Here is a 16,549-nt window from a genome sequence, read left to right on the forward strand (position 1 = left end):
CTGAGTGTATCGATGGGTCGACTCCTCCGGTTAACTGGGGACGGAAGACCCTGCCTTCAGGGCACGGATGTCATGACCTGAAGGCAAGATCCTACCGCTGCGTTGCAGCAAAAGCGAGGGGCCCCGCGAACGGGGCCCCGGTCCTTGCGATGTCACTTCCTTTCAACGTTGCAGGGCAACGCGGGCTTTCGATCAGGAAGAGGCGGCGTCGGCACGCGGCACGCGCACGCTTTCCACCAGGTCCTGGATCTCCTTCGGCGGCGGGGCCGTCAGCTTGGACACGATCAGTGCGGCGGTCACGTTCAGGATGGCGCCGATGGTGCCAAAGCCCTGGGGCGAGATGCCGAAGATCCAGCCGTCCGGGTTGTCCGGCAGCAGGGCCGTACCCGGCAGGAACAGGAAGCCCTTGAACAAGAAGATGTACGTCAGGGTGGCGAACAGGCCCACCAGCATGCCGGTGATGGCGCCCTGCTTGTTCATCCGCTTGTAGAAGATGCCCATCATCAGCACGGGGAACAGCGTGGCGGCCGCCAGACCGAAGGCCAGTGCCACCACCTCGGCCGCGAAGCCTGGTGGATTAAGCCCCAGGTAACCGGCCAGCAGGATGGCACCCACCATGGCCAGACGCCCGGCCAGGAGCTCCCGTTTCTCCGATATGTTGGGCATGAATACACCCTTCAACAGGTCATGAGAGATGGCCGATGATATGGCCAGCAACAGACCCGCTGCCGTGGACAGCGCTGCGGCGATACCCCCTGCCGCCACCAGTGCGATCACCCAGTTGGGCAGGCCAGCGATTTCAGGGTTGGCGAGCACCAGGATATCCCGGTCAAAGCGTTCCAGACGGTAGCCCTGACCTTCCACATCGTCGGTCCAGGCCGGCGGGTTGGCTGGATTGTAGTAGTGAACCCGCTCACCTTCACCTTGCTGCTGGAATTCCATCAGGCCGGTGTCTTCCCAGGTGCGCATCCAGTCGGGACGGTCCTCATAGGCCATGGCCTCGGCGGTGTTGCCCACGCCTCCCGGGTGCAGGGTATTGATGATGTTGTACATGGCCATCGCACCCACGGCGGGGGCGGTGGTGTACAGGATGGCAATGAACACCAGGGCCCAGCCAGCGGACTTGCGGGCGTCACGTACGCGGGGCACGGTGAAGAAGCGGATGATCACGTGGGGCAGGCCCGCGGTACCGATCATCAGCGCCATGGTCAGCAGGAACATGTTCAGCGTGCTGAATGCTTCACTGGTGGTGTATTGCGTGAAGCCCAGGTCCACCAGGACGTTGTCCAGGGCGGTGAGCAGGTAAACGCCGTCCTGGCCGCTGAGCGTACCGCCCAGGCCGGTCTGCGGCAGGAAGTGCCCGGTCAGCTGCAGGGAGATGAACACGGCGGGCACGGTGTAGGCGAAGATCATCACCACGTACTGGGCGATCTGGGTGTAGGTGATGCCCTTCATGCCGCCAAGCACGGCGTAGATGAACACCACGGTCATGCCGGCGATCAGGCCCCAGAGCAGGTCCACCTCCAGGAAGCGCGAGAAGGCGATACCCACGCCACGCATCTGCCCGATCACGTAGGTGATGGAGATCACCAGCAGGCAGATCACCGCCACGATACGTGCCGTGTTCGAGTAGAACCGGTCACCCACGAACTGGGGCACCGTGAACTTGCCGAACTTGCGCAGGTACGGAGCGAGCAGCAGCGCCATGAGCACGTAACCGCCGGTCCAACCCATGAGGTAGACCGAACCGCTGTACCCCAGGAAGGCGATCAGGCCCGCCATGGAGATGAAGGAGGCCGCCGACATCCAGTCCGCCGCAGTAGCCATACCGTTGGCGACCGGGTTCACCCCCTTGCCGGCCACGTAGAATTCGCCCGTGCTACCCGCGCGGGCCCAGATGGCAATGCCGATGTACAGCGCGAATGTCGCGCCGACCACCAGCCATATCATGAGTTTCAAATCCATAATCTTGGTCCCCCAGTCTTATTCTTCGTGGACGTCGAACTGACGGTCCAGCTTGTTCATGCGCCAGGCATAGAAGAAGATCAGCATCAGGAAGACGTAGATCGCTCCCTGTTGTGCCATCCAGAAGCCCAGCGGGTAACCACCCAACGACACCATGTTCAGCACCGGTGCCAGGAAGATGGGCAGGATGTATCCCGCAATGAACCATACGGTCATGCAGCCCACCAGGATGCGAACGTTGGCCTTCCAGTAGGCCGTTCTTTGTTCCTGCAGTTTTGTGTTCATTCGGCACTCCTCCTATCAAAGGCTTGGTTTTTTACCACTTGCTTGTATTGCATCACTCGGTAAATCCTCCATCGTTCACTTTTTGTTCAACCATTGTCAGCGGGTGTTCGGGCTCTTGTGATATGGCCCATGGGTGTCAAAGCTGGTAATCCAGTGCCAGCCGTGACTGAAGCTTGCGCACTTGCCGGAAGGCTTCCTTGAGAATGCGCCGCTCCAGTTCGTCGAGTCGCTCCGGGTTGACGAAATTGCTCAGGGTCTGCCCAGCCTGCGCCTGGTCCTGATGGGTGCGCATGCGCAGGAGTTGGATGTAGTGGTAGGCGTTGAGCCAGGCGGCCACATCCTCGCGCTTGAGCACGCCGGCCTCCACACAGGCTTCCAGGCGCCGGCTGGTGTTCACCTCCGGGATGCCGTGGGCCAGGGCATAGATCCGGGCCACATCAACGATGGGGGTGGCACCATTCACCTTCATGTCCAGGCTGCGTGGGTAATCGCCCCGGGAGGTGACCTTGAAGTCTCCGAACAGCCCCAGGGGGGGCCTCAGGCGCAGCGCGTTTTCCGCCATCTGGCGTCGGAAGCGACTGTTTTTGGATGTCTTTTCCAGGAACCACTGGCGCAGTTCCTCGGCGGGGCCCTCGCTGCCGAGGATGACCCGGAAATCGAAATAGATATTGGCATTGAGCAGATGCTTGGGGGTGCCCTGATCCACCCACTGGGTGAAGCGTTGACGCCATTCCTCGGGGGTGAGACAGCATTCCGGGTTGGAGGCCATCACATTGCCGCGGCACAGGGGGTAGCCGCATTGGTCCAGGGCCTGATTGATGCGCTGGGCCAGGGGCAGCAGGCGCTTGCGGGCCTCATCGGCAGTCATGCCATCCGGAGGCAGGAAGACGATGCCATTGTCCTGGTCCGTCTTCAGGGTCTGTTCCTGCCGGGCCTCGCTGCCAAAGGCCAGCCAGTCGAATTCGGGGATATCCGTACCCTCGTCCCGCCGGCAGATCTGGATCACCCGGCGGGTGATCTGGTCGTTGAGCAGGGTGATGATCTGGGTGATCTGATCCACGCGCACCCCCTGGGCGATCATCTGCCCCACCAGCAGGTGCACGTCCCGACCCAGGCGGGTCAGCGTGGCCACATCCTCGGCGCCACTCACCGACCGGCTCAGATTCACCAGGCCCACCCGCTGCAGGGAGAACAGGTCCCGCTCGGAGATCACGCCGGTGAGCCGTCCCCGCTCCACAATGCACAGGTGGTGGAAGCCGTGGCTGGCCATGAGCATGGCCGCCTCGAAGGCGAAGGACTTGGGGGGCAGGGTGATCGGATCCCGTGTCATCACGGCGCTGATGGGCTGATCCAGCCCCACCTCGGGCAGCGACACGCGGTTGAGAAGATCATGCAGGGTGAACACGCCCAGGGGGCGTCGATCATCGTCGGTGATGACCACGCTGCCCACGCGCTCATCATCCATGGTCTGCAGGGCCTCGCGGATGCGGGTCTCGGGCCGGCAGACCACCGGCTCGCGGCGCACGCGCTCCCCCAGGGTGATGTTCAGCGAGGTGTCGCCACCCAGTCCGGCGGCGGCACTGGACTGAACCTGACGCCGCACCTTGTCCAGCAGGTTGGCCAGACGCCGGGTGCAGAAGTCCTGGAACTCCGAGGACATCTTGAACAGCTTGTTGAAGTCTTCCCGGTCCAGTTCGAAACAGAAGGTGTCTTCCGCTGCCCGGTAGCGTGTGCGCACGGCGCGCCGCCCCACCAGGGCGCCCACCGGGAAGCATTCCCCGGGGCTCAGTTCCCAGGCGGTGTTGATCACGTTGCCGTCTTCGTCCACCGGCTCGCCCAGCACCCGGCCCTGCTTGATGATGTAGAAGCGATTGGCCGGCCCCATCTGGGGGGAAGTCACCTGCTCATCGCGGGCGTAAAAGACCAGCTTCAGGCGCTTGGCAAGGAACTCCAGATGCACCAGATCCATCTGGTCGAACGGCGAATGACGCCCCAGGAATTCCATCACCGGGATCAATACACCCTGGGGGCGCTCTCTGCCGTTGTTGTGGTCTGTGTGCATGCGTAACCGGATGAACCGTGGCTGTACAACCGGTAATGCAGGGATCGTGCCTGGTATGTGTTCCCTGTGGAAACAGTAGGTTGGCAATGGATGGTGTGTTTCGGGATGTTACCTCGGGTAACAGGTGTTACCTTCGGTAGCAGCTGGCGGTCGCCGCCGGATCATCCCTTGGGTCGGGGCATCCCCATGCGCGTGCGACGCTCCCACAGGGCCTTGCGGCTGATGCCCAGACGACGGGCCAGTTCGGTCTCGGTCATGTGGGCCTGATTGTCCAGCACGAACTGGCGGAAATAATCCTCCAGGCTGCTGTTGGCGGTGTCGGTCTTGTCCACGGGAGGCGTGAGGGCGAGGTGCTCGGGCTTGATGCAATCCCCGTCGGCCAGGATGACCGCACGTTCGATGGCGTTCTCCAGTTCGCGCACGTTGCCAGGCCAGGCATGGGCCTGCATGGCTTCCAGCGCCGATGGATCCAGCCTGATCGTGCCCCGCTTGAGTCGTCGGCAGGCCTTGTCCAGCAGGAATTCGGCCAGCCTTGAGATGTCCTCGCGGCGCTCGCGCAGGGCTGGCAGGGTCACCTCCATGACCTTCAGCCGGTAGTACAGGTCTTCCCGGAAACCACCCTCACGCACCATGGTTTCCAGGTCCCGATGGGTGGCGGCCAGCAGGCGCAGGTCCACCTTGCGGCTGCCGGTGGCGCCCACCCGTCGGATCTCGCCATCCTGGAGCACCCGCAGCAGGCGTGACTGGGCGGCCGGGGTCAGTTCGCCGATCTCGTCCAGGAACAGGGTGCCGCCATCGGCCGCCTCGGCCAGCCCCTGACGGGTCTGGCCGGCCCCGGTGAAGGCGCCTTTTTCGTGACCGAAGAGTTCCGATTCCAGGAGTCCTTCGGGGATGGCGGCACAGTTCACCGAGATCAGCGGTGCCTTGGCGCGATGGCTCTTCTTGTGGATGGCCCGGGCCACCAGTTCCTTGCCTGTGCCCGACTCGCCGCGAATCAGCACGGTGGTGTCGGTGGGGGCCACTTTTTCCAGGGTCTTGCAGATCTGCTGCATGGCCTGCGACTCCCCGACCATGCCTTCCACCGGATAGGCCTGTCCGATCTGGGAGTGCAACTGGGCATTCTCACGTTCCAGCTGGTGCTGCTTGAGGATGCGGGCCACACACAGCAGCATCTCGTCGTGATCGAAGGGCTTGGCGATATAGTCGGCGGCCCCGTGTTTCATGGCCTCCACCGCCGAGCGCACGCTGGCGTAGCTGGTCATGATCAGCACGGGCGTGTCGGGGCAGTGATCCACCATGATGATGCCCTCACCATCGGGCAGGCGCAGGTCGCTGATGACCAGGTCGAAACAGGTCTGCTGGCATTGCTCCTGCGCCCTGGCGAGGCTGTCGGCCTCGGCCACCCGGTAGCCCTCGTGCTCCAGCAGGCGCCCCAGGGCGCGGCGGATCACCGCCTCGTCCTCGACGATGAGTATGCGGTTCAAGCCATGGTCTCCTCTTCTTCGATGGCCGGCAGCCGGATGCTGAAGCGCGTGCCCCCCTGGGCACGGCTGTCGGCATATACCAGACCGCCATGGTCCTGAATGATGCTGTAAACCACCGAGAGCCCCAGGCCCGTGCCTTCCCCGGGTGGCTTGGTGGTGAAAAAGGGTTCGAAGATCTGGTCCAGCAAGCCCGAGGGGATGCCGGCGCCTTCATCGTCCACGTGGATCTCCACGCCCCCAGGCAGTCGGGTGCCGCGGATGGCGACGCGGTCGCCGGGGATCGAGGCCTGCAGGGCATTATTCACCAGGTTGACGAAGACCTGCAGCAGCCGCTGATGGTTGCCGCGGGCCTTCAGGTCATTGGGCACCTCATTGACGCAGGTGACTTCGCGGCCCACGTCGCTGAGCTTGATCAACTGCAGGGCCTCCTCCACGCAGTCCCTCAGGTTCACGGTCACCGGCAGGGGCCGGGGCGCCTCGCCCGCGTGGCTGAAGGTGATCAGTGACTGCACGATATCATTGATGCGCCGGGTCTGTTCCAGGATCTGTTTCACGGTGAGATCCACCTCGGCGGGGTCCTGCTCATAGCGCAGGTTCTGGGCCAGGGAGGTGATGCCGGTGAGCGGGTTGCCGATCTCGTGGGCCACCCCGGCGGCCAGGCGGCCAATGGAGGCCAGACGGTCATTATGGGCCACCTCGCTCTCCAGGTTGTGCAGTTCGGTGAGGTCCTCCACCAGCACCACCATGCCACCCAGTCCATGGGCGGCCGAGCGGTCCGCGGCCGGGGACTCGATGGCTGCCTTGTGCAGGTTGAGCCAGCGGTAGCGGCCCTCCACGGAGATCTGCAGCTTGTAGAGGTGTTTGTCGTCACCACTGATGAAGGTGCGAAGCACCCCCTCCCAAGGGTCCTTGAGAGCACTCAGGGGCTGGCCCACGGCGTGTCCTGCGTCGATCCCGGAGATCATGGCCATGGTGTTGTTCCAGATGAGGATGTCCCCGCCCGGGTCGATGGAGCAGACCCCCAGGGGCAGTTCATGCAGCACCTGGCGGTGGTAGCGACGCAGGGTGTCCAGTTCCGCCGCCAGGCCCCGCAGGCGCACGGTGGAATGCTCCAGCTGCTCCTCCACGAACCGCAGGCTGTCGGCCAGGGCCACCTGGGCCTGGGGGGCCACGTTCAATTGATTGTCCACGATCATCCGCGCCAGCAAAGGACCCATCAGCCCGGACAGATTGCGCTCCAGGCGCGTACGCAGCCGGCGCAACTCGCCGGGTCGCTTCTCCGAGGGCTGCATGCCCAGGTCCTGCAGAGCCCGCTGGATCTCCAGGCCCGCGGTCTGGGGGCCGATCACCTGGGCCAGGTGGGATTCCAGTTGCGCCACGTTACGGGCATCGGCAGTCACGCCGGCCGGTGATAGCTGTTCCCGACGACAGGCCTGGGCTGCCTCGGTCTCTTCCCGGGTGGGACGGGTCAGCAGGGAGCCGATCACGAACAGCAGGCTGTTGAGGGCCAGGGACCAGAAGGTGGCAAAGGCCCAGCGGTTTTCGTCCTCGGCCCCCATGACCACGGCCAGGTTGAAATCGATCATGGGCAGGCCGGACTCATGAATCACCGGGATGATCAGCGCCAGTATCCAGACGGCGATGCCCCCCAGCAGTCCGGCGATGAAGCCGATGCGGGTGGCACGTGGCCAGAACAACAGGGCCAGGTATCCAGGCAGGAACTGGGCCACGGCCACGAAGGAGATCAGCCCCACCTGCACCAGGCCCTGGTTGAACTCCAGCAGCCAGTAAAAGCCGTAGCCCATGGCAATGATCAGCAGGATCAGCAACCGCCGGCCCCACAGCAGCCATCCGTACAGGTTGCTCTGGGGCAGACTCTGCTGATTCACGTGGGCGGGCAGGATGAGATGATTCAGGCACATGGCGGCCAGGGCCAGGGTGGTGATGATCATCATGGCGCTGGCGGCGGAGACCCCCCCAATGAAGGTGAACAGGGCCAGCCAGCTGGCACCTCCATCCACCGGCAGTGCCAGCGCAAAGTAATCCGCGGGGGTTTCCAGGGCGGCAGCCTGACCGGCCCACAGGATGAGCGGAATGGGAAGATTGAGCAGCAGCAGGAACAGGGGCAAGCCCCAGGTGGCCACCCGCAGGGCGCGTGGATCCATATTTTCCACGAACAGCATGTGGAACTGTCGGGGCAGCAGGAAGGCGGCGGCAAAGGCCAGCAGCATGAGGGTGAACCAGGGGCCTTCACTCACCGGTTCATAGAGCGCCTCCAGGGCCTCGGGGTGCTCCATCAGCCAGGTATTGAGGCCGCTCCAGCCACCAAAGATGCCGAACAGGGCGAAGGCGCCCACCATGAGCAGGGCCACCAGCTTCACGGCGGATTCAAAGGCAATGGCCACCACCAGGCCCTCGTGTTTCTCACGCGGGGTGATGTGGCGGGCGCCAAACAGGATGGCGAACAGGCCCAGCGTGGCGCAAAAACCCAGGGCCAACAGGTGGGGCGGCGCCTCCTGGGTGAGCACCGAGACCGAGTCGGTCACCGCCTTGATCTGCAGGGCAATGTAGGGAAGGATTCCCGCCAGCATGAACAGGGTGACCAGCAGGCCGGTCCACTGGCTGCGATAACGAAAGGCGAACAGGTCCGCCAGGGAGGTGAGTTGATAGTCGCGCACCAGCCTGAGAATGGGGGCGAGCAGCAGGGGGGCCAGCATGAAGGCCAGGGTCACCCCCAGGTAGATGGTGAGATAGTTGTAACCCTCGCTCTGGGCAAAGCCCACGCTGCCGTAATAGGTCCAGGTGGTGGCATACACGCCCAAAGAGAGCACGTAGACCATGGGATGGCGTACCAGGGCAGAGGGGAGCCAGCCCCGTTCGGTGGCATGGGCGATGAAGAACAGCAGGGCCAGATAGGCCACACCGACGGCATAAAGAACGCCGATCTCAGAGATCATGGCGCCCGCGCCCCCACTGGATCAGAATACCCACTCCGATGAGCCCGCCCCAGAGGGCATACGGCAGATACCAGGGCATCCCCGGTCGCGACCACCAGTCCACCAGCGGCGAGGCGAACAGCAGCACGCCCAGCAAAAACAGGATGAGGGTCTTGTCCAGGGCCGACATGGTGTTACCAATGGTGACGGGTGGCAGGGCGTAAGCATGCCGGATGCGGGCGGTTTTGGCCAAGTGCCCGCCGTCCCCTCATCCCCGGCTTCTTTCCCTCGAGGGGAGGGGTGAGTCGGGTGGGGTGTACCCTGCCAGGGCACGCGCCAGTACCTCCTCCACGCCTGCCCCGGGTTCGCCCCCATCCAACCCCAGAAAGTCCATGACCTTCAGCAGGTTCTCCACCGGCGTTTCATCATCCACCGCCGGGGCATGGGTTTGCTTGGAAAGTTTGGCGCCCTGTTGATCCATCACCACCGGATGATGCAGGTAGATGGGTCTGGAATACCCCAGCAGGGATTGCAGGTATATCTGCCGAGGCGTCGAGGCCAGCAGGTCAATGCCACGGACCACATGGGTGACCCCCTGAAAGGCATCGTCCACCACCACGGCCAGTTGATAGGCGGTGAGCCCGTCGGCCCTTCGGATCACGAAATCACCGATCTGGCTGGCCAGCTGATGGCACACCTCTCCCTGGGCACGATCGTTGAAGCAGATGGGATCATCATGAGTGCGTACCCGCAGGGCGCGGGGCGATTTGCCGGCGGTCAGACCCTGGCGACAGGTGCCCGGATAGACGGGACCTTCCAGCCCCTGCCGGGCCAATGCGGCGATCTCCCGGCGGGTACATCCGCAGTCATAGGCCCACCCCCGCTCCCGCAGGTGCTGCATGGCATCGGCATAGGCCTTCAGCCGGGTGCTTTGATAGAGCACCGGGCCGTCCCAGTAAAGGCCATGGGTTTCGAGTGTACGCAGGATGCGGTCAGCGGCGCCGGGTTCCTCCCGAGGCGGGTCCAGGTCCTCCATGCGAACCCGCCATGTTCCGTCATGGGCACGGGCATCCAGCCAGGAGATCACGGCGGCGACCAGGGAGCCAAAATGCAGCGGACCGGTGGGGGAGGGGGCGAAACGACCTGTGTAGGCGGGTTTCAAGGGTTCAGCCATGGGGAGCCCCGATACGGGGGGCCTCGGTGTGCGGCATTTTTGCGTCCCGCCGGCAGGCGGGACGCCAGGGGGCATCAGGCCATCTGCTTTTCCTTGATTTCCTGAAGGGTCTTGCAGTCGATGCACAAGGTGGCGGTGGGGCGGGCTTCCAGACGACGGATGCCGATCTCCACGCCACAGGCCTCGCAGTAACCGTAGTCGCCGTTGTCCAGATCGGTGAGCGCTTCCTCGATCTTGCGGATCAGCTTGCGCTCCCGGTCACGGGTGCGCAGTTCCAGGCTGAATTCCTCTTCCTGGGTGGCGCGGTCGGCGGGGTCGGCGAAATTGGCGGCGTCTTCTTTCATGTGACCTACGGTGCGGTCCACTTCCTCCATGAGTTGCTGGCGCCAGGCCAGAAGGATATTGCGAAAGTGCTCCTTCTGGTCCCGATTCATGTACTCCTCGCCCTCCGTGGGCTGGTAAGGGGCAATTCCATCATCCGGTCGGGACATCTTGCCGGGTTGGTTGGGCTGATTGCTGCTGGAGGCCATCGCTGCGCACACTCCTGACTGTCCAAAAGGCGAATGTAGATACCAGAGAATCCCCAGGGGTGCAAGCGAAATGCCGGCTGAGCGAAGCCGGGCGGGCATGGATGGACGCGGGCGCCCCCGGTATCGGCCCGCAGATTTACATAGTAATCTTCCGGGCATCTTTAGTCGACCAGGGGGGATCACCTTGACCCAATCACTCAACGCATTGATCTGGGACGTGGATGGAACGCTGGCGGATACGGAGCGCGACGGGCATCGCGTCGCCTTCAACGAGGCCTTCGCCGAGGCCGGCCTGGACTGGCACTGGTCGGAAGAACGCTACGCGGGGCTGCTGGCCGTGACCGGTGGCAAGGAGCGTATCCGGTATTTCCTGCAACAGGATGCCCCCACATTCGAGCCACCCGAGGACATGGATGCCTTCGTGGCGGATCTGCATGCCCGCAAGACGGCCCGGTTCGCGGCCATGCTGGCCGAGGGCCGCATCCCGTTGCGTCCGGGTGTGGAGCGGTTGCTCCAGGAGGCGCGTTCATCGGGGGTGAGGCTGGCCATTGCCACGACCACTTCGCCGGCCAATGTGGAGGGCTTGTTGCGGGCCAATCTCGGTGAGGCCGCCATTGGCTGGTTTCAGGTGATCGGCGCCGGGGATGTGGTGCCGGACAAGAAGCCGGCCCCGGATATCTATCATCATGTGCTGGAGGGGCTGGATCTGTCGCCTGCCGAATGCCTGGCCATCGAGGATTCGGGGCATGGCATCGCCGCTGCCCGGGGGGCCGGTATCGGGACGGTGGTGACGGTCAATGGGTATACGGCCGATGAGGATTTTACCGGCGCGCTGGCGGTGCTGGATCATCTGGGCGAGCCAGGGCAGCCGTGTCGGGTGTTGCGGGGGGAGGGCCCTGATCAGGGCACGGTCACCCTGGCCTGGCTCCAGGCCCTGCATGCGCGGGGAGCAGGCCAGGGGTGAGGTCGGCTGTTCCCTGTCGTAGTGCCCGTGGGGGCGGCCCTCGGCTGCGAAGGGCGGGGTCACCGGCCATGCGTCCAGGCCAGAGACCGGAGTGGACCTCGGGGGGAGCGGATTCCTTACAGCGGGACGCCGTGAATACGTCCATGTAGGCTCTGCAGCCGCTTCCTGCGGCTGAAGCCCGCTTACAGGAACCCGCTCCCCCCGAGGTCCGGACACAGCGGCGTTCTTTTCGAAAAAAAACCTGAGTAACTCACACTCCCTGTGGGAGCGGCCCTCGGCCGCGAAGGGCGCCCCAAAACAGACGCCACCAATGCATCCGGACCTCGGTGGGGCCGTGCTCCTGTCGGCGGGTGTGCGCCGCAGGGAAGCGGCGCTCAAGTCTACAGGGAGGTATTCACGACGTCCCGCGGACAGGAGTACGGCCTCACCGAGGTCCACCACGATGCCAAACCCCGGGAGGGTGCCGCTCGGCGAAGCCCTTCGCGGCCGAGGGTCGCTCCCACGGAGACTATGTTTCCTGGACTGTCTCCACACGGCACTGGATTTCGCCTTGGCTCAGCCGGGCCCGCAGGCGCTGGTCGGGCTGGACCTGGGTGGACGACCGGATCACCTGGCCGGATTCATCCGTCAGGATGCTGTAGCCCCGGGCCAGGGTGGCCAGGGGGCTGACGGTGTGCAGGGTGCGGGCGTTGCCGGTCAGGCGGGTGTTCAGGCGTTCCAGGCGCAGGTCCATGGCACGGTGCAGGCGCTGCGAGAGCTGCGCGCAGCGCTCCTGTCCGGCCAGCACGCGGGCCGCCGGCGAGGTGCGTTGCAGGCGCGACCAGAGCACACGCAGCCGGGTTCGATGATCCCGCTGCCGGCGCACCATGGCGTGGTGCAGCCGCTGTTCCAGCTCATCCAGGCGCTGGCTGCGATCCTGCAGGCGGCGCTCCGGATGCTGCTGGCGCAGGTGGCGATCCAGGCCCTGCAGTTGCAGGCGCAGTGCATGGAGTCGACGCCCCATGCGCTCCTGCAGCAGGGCCCGGGCATGGGCCACCCGTCGCAGCAGATCATCGCCATTGGGGCTGACCAGTTCGGCGGCCGCCGAGGGGGTGGCCGCCCGCAGGTCGGCGGCAAAATCGGCAATGGTCACGTCGGTCTCGTGCCCCACGCCGCTGACCACCGGCAGGGGGCAGGCGCGGATGGCGCGGGCCACCGATTCCTCGTTGAAGGCCCACAGGTCCTCCAGGGAGCCGCCGCCCCGGGCCAGGATGAGTACATCGCAATCTCCCTGGCAAGCCGCCTGTTCCAGGGCCCGGACGATGGCCGGCGCGGCCTCGGTGCCCTGCACCGGCACGGGGAACACCAGCACAGGCAGGGCCGGGAAGCGGCGCCTGAGCACCGAGAGGATGTCGCGGATGGCGGCGCCGGAAGGGGAGGTGATCACGCCCACGCGCCGGGGAAAGGTGGGGATGGGCCGGCGGGTGGCCGGGTCGAACAGGCCTTCGGCCTCGAGTTTCCGGCGCAGTGCCTCGAAGGCGCGGCGCAGGGCGCCATCCCCGGATTCCTCCATGTGCTCGACGATGAGCTGGTAGTCCCCCCGGGGTGCGTACAGGCTCACCCGTGCCCGGGCCAGCACCTGGGTGCCATCGGCGGGACGAAACCCCAGCAGACGGGCGCGATTGCGAAACAGGGCGCAGCGGACCTGGGCGCCACTGTCCTTCAGCGAGAAGTAAAGGTGCCCCGAGGCGGGGCGGGCCAGGTTGGAGAGTTCCCCTTCCACCCAGACCAGCGGAAAGCCGCTCTCCAGTTGCTGGCGGACGGCTTCGTTCAGATCCGAGACGGTGAGGATTTCAGGCATGGCGGGAAAGATACAAGAGTGGTGCTCAGGTTTACCACCCCTGGCCGCGTCCTTATAATGGGAAGATTAACCACCGCGTCCCCTCCCGAGAATCATCATGCGCATCGTCCAGGAAGCCCTCACCTTCGACGACGTCCTTCTGCTACCCGCTCACTCAAGGGTATTGCCCAAGGAAGTCGATCTCAGCACGCGGTTAACCCGCGGCATCACCCTGAACATTCCCCTGGTATCGGCCGCCATGGACACGGTCACCGAGGCCCGACTGGCCATCGCCATTGCCCAGGAAGGCGGCATCGGCATCGTTCACAAGAACATGAGCATCCAGGCCCAGGCGCATCAGGTGCGCATCGTCAAGAAATACGAGAGTGGCGTGATCGTCGATCCCATTATCGTGGCGCCGGATACCAGCATCCGCGACGTGCTGGCCATTACCCGTGCCAATGACATCTCCGGTGTGCCGGTGGTCAGTGGCAAGGACCTGGTGGGCATTGTCACCAGCCGCGACCTGCGTTTTGAAACCCGCATGGATGCCCCCGTCTCCCAGATCATGACCCCCAAGGAACGCCTGGTCACCGTGCGCGAGGGTGCCGATCGGGAGGAAGTCCAGCATCTGCTGCACGAGCACCGTATCGAGAAGGTACTGGTGGTGAACGACGACTTCCACCTGCGCGGCATGATCACCGTGAAGGATATCCAGAAATCCACCGACTTCCCCATTGCCTGCAAGGACGAACAGGGGCGTCTGCGGGTGGGGGCTGCCCTGGGCGTGGGGGCCGGCACCGAGGAGCGCTGCGAGGCGCTGGTGGATGCGGGCGTGGACGTGGTGATCGTGGACACGGCTCACGGCCATTCTCAGGGTGTGCTGGATCGTGTGGCCTGGGTCAAGAAGCACTTCCCGCATGTGCAGGTGGTGGGCGGCAACATCGCCACCGGTGAGGCTGCCCTGGCGCTGGTGGATGCGGGTGCCGATGCCGTCAAGGTGGGCATTGGCCCCGGCTCCATCTGCACCACGCGTATCGTTGCGGGTGTGGGGGTGCCCCAGGTTACGGCCATCGACAACGTTCGCCAGGCCCTCAAGGATACGGATGTGCCGCTCATTGCCGACGGCGGCGTGCGCTTCTCCGGCGACTTTGCCAAGGCCATGGCCGCCGGCGCCCACTCGGTGATGCTGGGCAGCCTGTTTGCCGGCACGGAGGAGGCCCCTGGCGAAGTGGAGCTCTACCAGGGCCGTTCCTACAAGTCTTACCGGGGCATGGGGTCTCTGGGTGCCATGCAGCAGGGGTCCTCGGATCGTTATTTCCAGGACAACGAGGGCAACGCCAACGTGGACAAGCTGGTGCCGGAGGGGATCGAGGGCCGGGTGCCCTACAAGGGCAGCATTGTGGCCATCATTCATCAACTGGTGGGTGGGTTGCGTTCTTCCATGGGCTATGTGGGTTGCACCAGCATCGACGAGATGCGCACGCGCCCCGGCTTTGTGCGGGTGACTGCTGCGGGGATGCGTGAGAGCCATGTGCACGACGTGGCGATCACCAAGGAAGCCCCCAACTACCGGATGGATTGATTCATGACCGCTGCCGATATCCACGCCTACCGCATTCTCATTATTGATTTTGGTTCCCAGTACACCCAGCTCATCGCGCGACGCATTCGCGAGGCTGGGGTGTATTCCGAGATCCACCCCTGGGACATGGACGAGGCGGCCATCCGGGACTTCGCCCCCACGGGCATCATCCTCTCCGGCGGCCCCGAGTCGGTGCACGAGAGCGATCCGCCCGGGGTGCCTCAATGCGTGTTCGAGCTGGGGGTGCCGGTGCTGGGCATCTGCTATGGCATGCAGACCATGGCCGCCCAGCTGGGCGGATGCGTGGAAGGGTCGGACCACCGGGAGTTTGGTTATGCCCAGGTGCGCGCCCACGGCCATACCCCCCTGCTCACCGATATCGAGGATCACACCACCCCGGAAGGCTTCGGGATGCTGGATGTGTGGATGTCCCATGGCGACCGGGTCACGCAGATGCCCGAGGGCTTCAAGCTCATGGCCTCCACCGAGGCGGCTCCCATTGCCGGCATGGCCGATGAGGTCCGGGGCTTCTATGGCGTGCAGTTCCACCCGGAGGTCACCCATACCACCCAAGGGCCGCGCATCCTGTCGCGCTTCGTGCACGACATCTGCGGCTGCGAGAACCTCTGGACTGCCGGCAACATCATCGAGGACATGACCGCCCGCGTGCGTGAGCAGGTGGGCGATGATCATGTGGTGCTGGGTCTCTCCGGCGGCGTGGACTCCTCGGTGGTGGGGGCCCTGTTGCACAAGGCCATTGGCGATCAGCTCACCTGCGTATTCGTGGATACGGGCCTGCTCCGTCATCAGGAGGGTGACCAGGTGATGGCCACCTTCGCCCGGCACATGGGCGTGCGTGTGATCCGCGTCGATGCAGAAGATCGATTCCTCTCCGCCCTGGAAGGCGAGGCGGATCCGGAAGAAAAGCGCCGCATCATCGGCCGCCTGTTTGTGGAGGTCTTCGACGAGGAGGCCAGCAAGCTCACCAACGCCCGCTGGCTGGCCCAGGGCACCATCTACCCGGATGTGATCGAGTCTGCCGGCTCCAAGACCGGCAAGGCCCATGTGATCAAGTCCCACCACAATGTGGGCGGACTGCCCGAGACCATGAAGATGGGGCTGGTGGAGCCCCTGCGCGAACTGTTCAAGGACGAGGTGCGTCGCATCGGCGTGGAACTGGGTCTGCCCACGGAGATGGTCTACCGTCACCCCTTCCCGGGGCCTGGGCTTGGGGTACGTATCCTGGGGCAGGTGAAAAAGGAATATGCCGACCTGCTGCGCCGGGCCGATCACATCTTCATCGAGGAACTGCGCGCCGCCGGCCTGTACGACAAGGTGTCCCAGGCCTTTGCCGTGTTCCTGCCGGTGAAGTCGGTGGGCGTGATGGGCGACGGTCGCCGCTACGACTACGTGGTGGCCCTGCGTGCCGTGGAGACCATCGATTTCATGACCGCCCGCTGGGCCCATCTGCCCTACGATTTCCTGGACAAGGTCTCGCGCCGCATCATCAACGAGATCAAGGGCATCTCCCGGGTCACCTACGACATCTCCGGCAAGCCGCCGGCGACCATCGAGTGGGAGTGATCACCCGCCATTCCTTGCACCATCCGCCTACGGGACGTGCTGGAGCGCATGACCGATGCCGAGCTAGCATTGCAGCCGGGCGAGATCGCCGACCAGGAGCGTGAACGCCGACGACGCAAGCCGTGTTCAACCTCATGGCCATGGCAGTTTTCGTGGTATTG

Annotated in this window: 12 protein-coding genes; 3 read left to right on the forward strand and 9 right to left on the reverse strand. The window is 64.5% G+C overall.

The genetic code is table 11. The features are described 5' to 3' along the window. Positions 1–192: 192 nt before the first annotated feature. The 8 genes from LPW30_RS05360 to dksA all read right to left on the reverse strand — a co-directional run bounded on the left by LPW30_RS05360 (position 193) and on the right by dksA (position 10,436). Positions 193–1,965: a sodium:solute symporter family protein gene (locus LPW30_RS05360; RefSeq protein ID WP_239680264.1), complete on the reverse strand. Its 1,773-nt coding sequence runs from the start codon at positions 1,963–1,965 to the stop codon at positions 193–195. A gap of 18 nt (positions 1,966–1,983) precedes the next feature. Then, a complete protein-coding gene (locus tag LPW30_RS05365; protein WP_026623515.1) occupies positions 1,984–2,250 on the reverse strand; it encodes a DUF4212 domain-containing protein in 267 nt (88 codons plus the stop codon). Between the two features lie 136 nt (positions 2,251–2,386). Next, positions 2,387–4,312: a putative nucleotidyltransferase substrate binding domain-containing protein gene (locus LPW30_RS05370; RefSeq protein ID WP_239680265.1), complete on the reverse strand. Its 1,926-nt coding sequence runs from the start codon at positions 4,310–4,312 to the stop codon at positions 2,387–2,389. Between the two features lie 161 nt (positions 4,313–4,473). Next, the gene (locus LPW30_RS05375; protein WP_025281305.1) at positions 4,474–5,796 is read right to left on the reverse strand and encodes a sigma-54-dependent transcriptional regulator; all 1,323 of its coding nucleotides are present in this window, start codon (positions 5,794–5,796) and stop codon (positions 4,474–4,476) included. Further along, positions 5,793–8,753, reverse strand: a complete 2,961-nt coding sequence (locus LPW30_RS05380) for a sensor histidine kinase (RefSeq protein ID WP_239680266.1) — start codon at positions 8,751–8,753, stop codon at positions 5,793–5,795. Before LPW30_RS05380 ends, LPW30_RS05375 begins: the two co-directional genes overlap by 4 nt. After that, positions 8,743–8,985: a hypothetical protein gene (locus LPW30_RS05385; RefSeq protein WP_035369100.1), complete on the reverse strand. Its 243-nt coding sequence runs from the start codon at positions 8,983–8,985 to the stop codon at positions 8,743–8,745. The genes LPW30_RS05380 and LPW30_RS05385 overlap by 11 nt, the downstream gene beginning before the upstream one ends. A 15-nt stretch (positions 8,986–9,000) precedes the next feature. Beyond that, entirely contained in the window at positions 9,001–9,906 is a 906-nt protein-coding gene (gene gluQRS, locus LPW30_RS05390; RefSeq protein ID WP_239680267.1) for a tRNA glutamyl-Q(34) synthetase GluQRS, read from the reverse strand. Positions 9,907–9,980: 74 nt separating this feature from the next. Beyond that, positions 9,981–10,436: an RNA polymerase-binding protein DksA gene (gene dksA / locus LPW30_RS05395; protein WP_025281308.1), complete on the reverse strand. Its 456-nt coding sequence runs from the start codon at positions 10,434–10,436 to the stop codon at positions 9,981–9,983. Positions 10,437–10,620: 184 nt separating this feature from the next. Between dksA and LPW30_RS05400 the strand changes: the two genes are divergently transcribed. Then, positions 10,621–11,400 (forward strand): HAD family hydrolase, encoded by a 780-nt coding sequence (locus tag LPW30_RS05400; RefSeq protein ID WP_239680268.1) that lies wholly within the window; start codon positions 10,621–10,623, stop codon positions 11,398–11,400. Between the two features lie 508 nt (positions 11,401–11,908). Here the strand turns inward: LPW30_RS05400 and xseA are convergent. Continuing rightward, complete coding sequence (xseA, locus tag LPW30_RS05405; RefSeq protein WP_239680269.1) at positions 11,909–13,240, reverse strand: exodeoxyribonuclease VII large subunit; 1,332 nt, start codon at positions 13,238–13,240, stop codon at positions 11,909–11,911. Positions 13,241–13,337: 97 nt separating this feature from the next. On the opposite strand from xseA, the gene guaB reads away from it, so the two are divergent. Together guaB and guaA are read left to right on the forward strand one after the other, a co-directional pair. After that, the gene (guaB, locus tag LPW30_RS05410) at positions 13,338–14,804 is read left to right on the forward strand and encodes an IMP dehydrogenase (RefSeq protein ID WP_025281310.1); all 1,467 of its coding nucleotides are present in this window, start codon (positions 13,338–13,340) and stop codon (positions 14,802–14,804) included. Positions 14,805–14,807: 3 nt separating this feature from the next. Further along, a complete protein-coding gene (guaA, locus tag LPW30_RS05415; RefSeq protein ID WP_239680270.1) occupies positions 14,808–16,388 on the forward strand; it encodes a glutamine-hydrolyzing GMP synthase in 1,581 nt (526 codons plus the stop codon). Positions 16,389–16,549: the final 161 nt, after the last annotated feature.

Origin of the sequence: Ectothiorhodospira variabilis, from assembly GCF_022227625.1 — a bacterium.
Taxonomy (GTDB): Bacteria; Pseudomonadota; Gammaproteobacteria; order Ectothiorhodospirales; family Ectothiorhodospiraceae; genus Ectothiorhodospira; species Ectothiorhodospira haloalkaliphila.

What these genes read in the sequence shown, in the direction of transcription:
- LPW30_RS05360 (WP_239680264.1), bottom strand. Translation starts at nt 1,965, where the DNA reads ATGGATTTGAAACTCATGATATGGCTGGTGGTCGGCGCGACATTCGCG.
- LPW30_RS05365 (WP_026623515.1), bottom strand. Translation starts at nt 2,250, where the DNA reads ATGAACACAAAACTGCAGGAACAAAGAACGGCCTACTGGAAGGCCAAC.
- LPW30_RS05370 (WP_239680265.1), bottom strand. Translation starts at nt 4,312, where the DNA reads ATGCACACAGACCACAACAACGGCAGAGAGCGCCCCCAGGGTGTATTG.
- LPW30_RS05380 (WP_239680266.1), bottom strand. Translation starts at nt 8,753, where the DNA reads ATGATCTCTGAGATCGGCGTTCTTTATGCCGTCGGTGTGGCCTATCTG.
- gluQRS (WP_239680267.1), bottom strand. Translation starts at nt 9,906, where the DNA reads ATGGCTGAACCCTTGAAACCCGCCTACACAGGTCGTTTCGCCCCCTCC.
- dksA (WP_025281308.1), bottom strand. Translation starts at nt 10,436, where the DNA reads ATGGCCTCCAGCAGCAATCAGCCCAACCAACCCGGCAAGATGTCCCGA.
- xseA (WP_239680269.1), bottom strand. Translation starts at nt 13,240, where the DNA reads ATGCCTGAAATCCTCACCGTCTCGGATCTGAACGAAGCCGTCCGCCAG.
- guaB (WP_025281310.1), top strand. Translation starts at nt 13,338, where the DNA reads ATGCGCATCGTCCAGGAAGCCCTCACCTTCGACGACGTCCTTCTGCTA.
- guaA (WP_239680270.1), top strand. Translation starts at nt 14,808, where the DNA reads ATGACCGCTGCCGATATCCACGCCTACCGCATTCTCATTATTGATTTT.